Here is a 5,894-nt window from a genome sequence, read left to right as displayed (position 1 = left end):
GGCGAACTCATCAGTGAGTACGCGTTGCGCCTGGTCTCCCCATCGGCCGGGATCAGGACCGTGATGTGGCTGCCGCCCGAGAAGGGAGGGAGCCAGGAGCCGTCGGCTGCGCCAAAGGTGTACCGGTTGATTTCCGGGGTCACCGCTTCGATCCGTTTGACCCGGAGCCGCAGGGCTCCATGCTGGGACTCGCTCACGTATCCAACTCCTCATTTTCCGGCATTTCGCCGGGTACTTCGCTGTCTGCTTTCACTCCCTGGAAGGCGGCGAGCCTCCCCGAGTAGTGGTCGCGAACGATCAGGTTCAGTTCACAGCCCGGGCATACAAAGATCCGGTGGGTGACATTCTCGGAATAGTGGCCACAGTGCGCGCACCACACGCGCCTCACAAAGGAACCGGCGTGCTCGCGCAGCACTTCGTCCCGGTTCATGCCGTAAGAGGTGGCCACCTGCATTGAGGTGCCGATAAACCCCTCAGAACCGGTCAGGTATAGCCGGGTGCCCATCTTCGCCGTCGCCAGATATGCATCGAGTCCGCTGACGGCGTCTGCGTTAGTTGGGAACACGGCCAGGTCACGCACCTTGAACTGTTGGAGATCGATCAAATAGTTCTGGCCGGTGAATGATTCGGTTGAGTACAGTACGGTGGTTGCCGCCAGCTGTTCAGGGGTCATCGCCCGGAGCAGGCGTACCAGCGCTTTCCCACCGCTGCCCTGGCCGGCAGCGAGGTGGATGAGGCCGCTCGCCATCGGCGTCAGCTCGTCGTATACAGGTCGGCTCTTGATGCCAGTAATCAGCATGGGATTTTGTTACCTTTCGTCCTTCACAGCGGCTGGCGGGCGGAGAGCGCCGGAACTGCATCGGCCGCCGGAGCGTCGCCTTTGAGGTGGGGCTTCTTCCAGGCCATGTACAGCAGACCGAGCGCGACCACCGTGACGGCGGAGATCAGGACCACGTGGTTGGCGAACCACCCGTCTTCGGGTGTCCGCGGCCAGGCCATGTTGACCATGCCAAGCACACCCCAGGCGAGAGCTGCGATATTGACCGGAATGCCCCATACGCCCAGCCGGAAAGCTCCGTTCGGCTTCCAGCCCAGGATGCGTGCCCGAAGCGCGGCAAGGACAACCATCTGGAAGCCCATGTACATGCCCATGGCTGCGAAGGAGATGATGACGGTCAGCGCGTCGCTGGAGACCTTGGATCCGATGACGATGAATGCCGGCACAAGCCCCGCCAGGAGCAGAGCATAAGGAGGCACATGGCGGGATTCGCTGAACGTGCTGAGGAGCTTGCTGGCCGGAAGGATTCCGTCACGGGCCATCGAGTAGGCAAGGCGGGAGGTTGCCGCCTGCAGGCTCAGCACGCAGGAGAGGAACGAGATAAGGACGACTGCGAGAACGGCCTTGAAACCGATGGGGCCGAACGCCGAAAGGAGGATGTTGCCCACAGGGTCCGTCTCGGTCCCTGAAATCACGGCAGCGAAATCAGGAACTGCAAGGATAAGGGACAGGCAGACGAACATCGCCGCGAAACCGCCAATGTAGATGGTCATCCGCATGGCCTTGGGGATGGTACGGCCCGGGTTGGGGACTTCCTCCGCTACGTCGCCGCAGGCCTCAAAGCCGTAGTACTGGAAGATGCCAATGAGTCCGGCAGCCGCAAATGCAAAGAAGTAGTTGTTGCCTTCCCCTGCACCAAAAGTCTGGAACAGGACGCTGAGGTCATGGTGCCTTGCGGTAGCAAGCAGCCAGATGCCCACCACCAGGGCGCCACCGAGCTCTGCGAGGAGGCCGATCATGGCCACTGCGTTCAGCACTTTTGTGCCACCAAGGTTAAGGACCGTGGCAAGCGCTATGACCACGAGACCGCACAGGATCGTGGCGTCCACGCTGCTTTCCATGCCGGCCAGGGTGCTCAGGAACGGACCCGCCCCGTATGCGACGCTGGCGATAGTGGTCAGGAGCGCCACCAAGTAGACCCAGCCATTCATCCAGCCCCATTTGCGGCCCCAGAGCCTTCTGGACCACGGATAGACGCCGCCGGCCACTGGATAGGCCGCCACCACTTCACCGAAAACCGTTGCCACCAGGAGTTGTCCCACTCCCACGATGACCAGGGACCAAAACATCGGCGGCCCGGCAACGCTCAGGGATGCCGCGAACAAGGAATAGATCGCTACTACAGGTGACAGGTAGGTGAATCCCAGCGAGACGTTCCCCCAGAACGTCATCTCCCGCTTGAATTGCCTCTCGTATGAATAACCAAGGCTGGCAAGATGCTGAGCGTCGTCATCGACGTCAAGCTCCCCAACCGGTTCGGGGGTTTCTACACGCATTGGACTCCTTCTTTCGGTCATAACCGCTGCCTGTGAGCGGGACCACGTCGTAAAAACCATAGTTTCATATCTTTAGGAGCGCAAGCGGCCCCCACACTAGTGCGAAATTACCGCTATTTCACGCTCTTTTGAGTCCGCTTGACCCTTAATAAGTTATGGTTTCGACTCTTTTCCGGAATCTGCAGTACACTCAGGAGCAGCGGAGCCAGCAGGTCGTGCCGGTATTAGAGTTACTGCTGTCCCTATTTCCCATGGAGTCGTTCTTGGCATCTACCACCGCTTTCCAAGCCCAGGTGTACCGGGCGTTGCCGGAAACAGAGCGCTCCGAAGCCATCGTCAACCGGATCTCCAAGGCGATCGCCCTTGGCCTGCTGAAGGTTGGCGAGCGGCTTCCCCCCGAAACAGCACTGTCGGAGATGTTCGGCGTTGCGCCGTCCACTCTCCGGGAAGCGTTGTCCGACCTTCGCGATCAGGGAATTGTTGCCACACGGAGGGGGCGCAGTGGCGGCACGTTCGTCGTCAAGCAGCCCTTCACATCCACCGATGTCATCAAAAAATGGTTCCGGGACACGTCCATAGCCGAGATCCGGGACGTGGGGGACGAGCATGCTGCCATCGCCGCCGCCACCGTTCGACTGGCCTGCGAACGAGCCGAACCCCACGAAATCAACAGGCTCCTGGAGCTTGCGCGGGGTGTCGTTATGACAGACAAGCCGGAACTGCAAGCACGCGCCGACAGCAGATTCCATATCGAACTGGCAGTCCTGGCGCAGTCCCCAAGGCTTACGAATGCAGAAATCAGGCTCCAGGCCGAGACAGTTCAAGCGCTGTGGGCCCCCGTATCACTGACCCGGGACCCGGAACAGGTGGCCGCCGAGCACCTGGCCTTAGCACGCGCCATCGCCAATGACGCACCTGAAGATGCTCAACGGCTCGTGCTGGAGCACATCCGGCATGACGTCCACCATTTGGTCGACGCGAAACTGTCCCTCGGATACCCGACGTATCAGCAGGAGCGCCCATGACAACCACTACCCCTGTCACCAAGGCCGCGAAGGACATTGCTGCCTGGACGAACACTTTGGGGCTTGACGTCGACACATTCGCATCGCGCACGGCAGCGTTGTGGACGAATCATCACAGCCCGTTCAGCGTTACGCCCCGGGACGTGGGGCAACTGGAGAGCATGAGCAAGGACTTCCTCGGAACGCACAGTTTCGTGGTGGGAGCTGGAGTCATCTTCTCCGCGGACGCCATCGAGAACCGGGACGGCGTTCTGGAGTGGTGGATCAGGCGCGGAGAGGGAATCGAAAAGCTGGAATTCGATCTCACCCCTGGCGGTGAGCGGTTTTACGATTACCAGAACATGCCCTTTTTCACCTCGGCAAGCCGCACAGGGGAACGGTCAATGTGGGGCCCCTACGTCGACTACCTCGGCCTGGACGAATACATCCTCACCTACACCGCACCGATCCAGGTGGGCGGGAAATTTGCGGGAGTGGCCGGCTGCGACATCAGGATCCGCAAGCTTGAAGAGATCTTCATGCCTGCGCTCCGGGCCATCCCGGGAGATGCCGCCCTCCTCAACGGAAGCAACCGCGTCGTCGTAGGAAACTCCGGCGCGTACTTGGTGGGCGAAAGAATCCGCCACATCCCCGGCGACAAACAGTTGCTCCCGATCGAGGTGGCACATCTGGGACTCTCATTGTTGAGCGGCCGATAGCCCACTCGAACTCCCGCGGCCCAACTCTGTTGACGGATGCGGGCGAGATGGTTGGCACCGCGTTCGTCCTGTCGCTTTGGTAGGTCTATCGGGACTGCAGAGCATCCAGTGCGACTGCCATAGCCGCCGCAACCCGGCCATCGAGTCGTGCACCGGGAAGGGTAATGAGGTACCGGTCGCGCAGTGACTTTCCCCGTTCTGATGTCATGAGCACTTCTCCGTTCGCGTTGACAAAGTCGAAGTGGAAACGAAAGGGCGAAGGGACTGCATCACCAATCGGTGTCGCTTCCCATATGCGCCGGCCGATGGCGACGCCAATGTTGCGTTCACTTCCGGTGAGTTTGAGCCCGGACGCTTCGAGGTGCCACGTCGATCGCAGCAGGGATTTGGCAAAGTCCTTTCGGAAGGTGCCGATCCGTTGTCCACTGGCGTCCAGCACGTCGTACGTCGCGCCGAGGTCGAGGCGTTGCCGAGCTTTGAAGGAGAAGATCGGCGTGGTCCTTGACTCGTCCTGGTAGAAGGTCACCTGCTCCTTGAAAGCAGCCCGCTTCTGCTGGGCGACGGCGAGCAGGTGCCCGGCTTGCCTGTCTCCGGTCATGGAGTGTATTTCATAGCGATTCACCATCAGGGTGAGCTTCTGGGTCACGGTGAAGCGCTCGATGCCCTGTAAAAGTTCTGCGGTCATGTGGGTCCTCGTGGTTGAAGCGGTCTCGAATAGTTTGACCTGACCAGCGGGTAACGGGCCGGCCTGGGCCATGATGCCTTACCCAAAAAATGGGTCGCGGGAACAGGGGGCCGTCAGCGAACCCGCGCGTCAAAATGGCGCCTGTACTCCGTGGGCGTCGTGGAAAAAGCGGCCGCGAAGTTTTGCCGCAGGGTGACGGCGCTGCCGAATCCGCAGTCGGCGGAGATCTGGTCTATCGATAGATCCGTGGTCTCCAGCAGCCGCCGGGCAGCGTCAAGGCGCCGGGCGCGGATCCAGACGGCCGGTGTGCTCCCGGTTGCTGCCCGGAAGGCACGGACAAAAGTGCGCCGGCTGAGGTGTGCCTGTGCCGCGAGCCGGTCGATGGTCAGGGGTTCTCCCAAGCGGCCCAGGGCCCATTCAAGCAAGCGCGAGATCGGATCATCCGTGGAGCGCTCCGGCACCGGCCGCTCAATGTATTGCGCCTGCCCACCCTCGCGGTGGGGAGCGATGACCAGGCTGCGGGCCACCTGGTTCGCCGCGTCTGCACCGAGCCGTGCCCGGACCAGGTGCAGGCATGCGTCCAGCGCCGAGGCGGTACCGGCAGAAGTCAGGACATCCCCGTGGTCGATATAGAGCACTGACTGGTCCAGCGGGACGTCGGGATGCCGGGCAGTAAGGGAATTAAAGGCCTGCCAGTGGGTGACTGCGGGGCGCCCGGCGAGCAGACCGGCGTCGGCTACGGGGATGGCACCCAGGCACAAGCCCAGGATGGGCGCCCCGCGATCGTGTGCCCCATGAAGCACCTGCCGCAGCGAGTCACTGGGGACGCGCCCGTCGTCGAACCATGAAGGCACCACCACTACGTCCGCCGCCTCCGCAGCCTCAGGCCCCTTTACCTTGCCCAGCGGGTAGCCCTCAGCAGTTGTGATCCCGCCTTCCTGGTCAGAGAAAAGAACCGTTGTCCAGCCGGCCAGGCCCTGGCGGGTCACCTCGTCAAAAACCATCTGCGGAACGGCAAGGTGGAACATCGTCGCCCCGTCAAACGCGTACACCGCGATCCTCATCCCTGCCCCTTCCCTACGTTGGCCCGAATCCATCGTACTTCTGCCTTCGTGCCACTGTTGGCGCGGGCCGGCAGCGGGAAGACTGGAA

At 61.7% G+C, this 5,894-nt stretch carries 6 protein-coding genes and 1 pseudogene; 2 read left to right on the top strand and 5 right to left on the bottom strand.

The window, feature by feature from the left end; genetic code table 11:
- From RIF72_RS19765 to RIF72_RS19755, 3 genes and pseudogenes are all read right to left on the bottom strand, one after another.
- Positions 1-197 (bottom strand): annotated as a pseudogene (locus RIF72_RS19765) (hypothetical protein); the annotation flags it as partial.
- Positions 194-799 (bottom strand): dimethylamine monooxygenase subunit DmmA family protein, encoded by a 606-nt coding sequence (locus tag RIF72_RS19760; protein ID WP_138610292.1) that lies wholly within the window; start codon positions 797-799, stop codon positions 194-196. The gene RIF72_RS19760 and the pseudogene RIF72_RS19765, both read right to left, overlap by 4 nt.
- A gap of 23 nt (positions 800-822) precedes the next feature.
- Complete coding sequence (locus RIF72_RS19755) at positions 823-2,334, bottom strand: APC family permease (protein WP_205754749.1); 1,512 nt, start codon at positions 2,332-2,334, stop codon at positions 823-825.
- Positions 2,335-2,597: 263 nt separating this feature from the next.
- On the opposite strand from RIF72_RS19755, the gene RIF72_RS19750 reads away from it, so the two are divergent.
- Complete coding sequence (locus RIF72_RS19750) at positions 2,598-3,359, top strand: GntR family transcriptional regulator (protein WP_309076487.1); 762 nt, start codon at positions 2,598-2,600, stop codon at positions 3,357-3,359.
- The gene (locus RIF72_RS19745; RefSeq protein ID WP_309076486.1) at positions 3,356-4,057 is read left to right on the top strand and encodes a cache domain-containing protein; all 702 of its coding nucleotides are present in this window, start codon (positions 3,356-3,358) and stop codon (positions 4,055-4,057) included. The genes RIF72_RS19750 and RIF72_RS19745 overlap by 4 nt, the downstream gene beginning before the upstream one ends.
- 85 nt (positions 4,058-4,142) lie before the next feature.
- Here the strand turns inward: RIF72_RS19745 and RIF72_RS19740 are convergent, their stop codons facing one another.
- Together RIF72_RS19740 and RIF72_RS19735 are read right to left on the bottom strand one after the other, a co-directional pair.
- Positions 4,143-4,742: a hypothetical protein gene (locus RIF72_RS19740; protein ID WP_309076485.1), complete on the bottom strand. Its 600-nt coding sequence runs from the start codon at positions 4,740-4,742 to the stop codon at positions 4,143-4,145.
- 113 nt (positions 4,743-4,855) lie between these two features.
- Positions 4,856-5,806, bottom strand: a complete 951-nt coding sequence (locus tag RIF72_RS19735; protein ID WP_309076484.1) for a helix-turn-helix domain-containing protein — start codon at positions 5,804-5,806, stop codon at positions 4,856-4,858.
- Positions 5,807-5,894: the final 88 nt, after the last annotated feature.

The sequence above is a fragment of the Paenarthrobacter sp. genome, from assembly GCF_031180005.1.
Lineage (GTDB): Bacteria > Actinomycetota > Actinomycetes > Actinomycetales > Micrococcaceae > Arthrobacter.
Note: the sequence above shows the minus strand (reverse complement) of the source record. Positions and strands in the feature narration are given on the sequence as shown.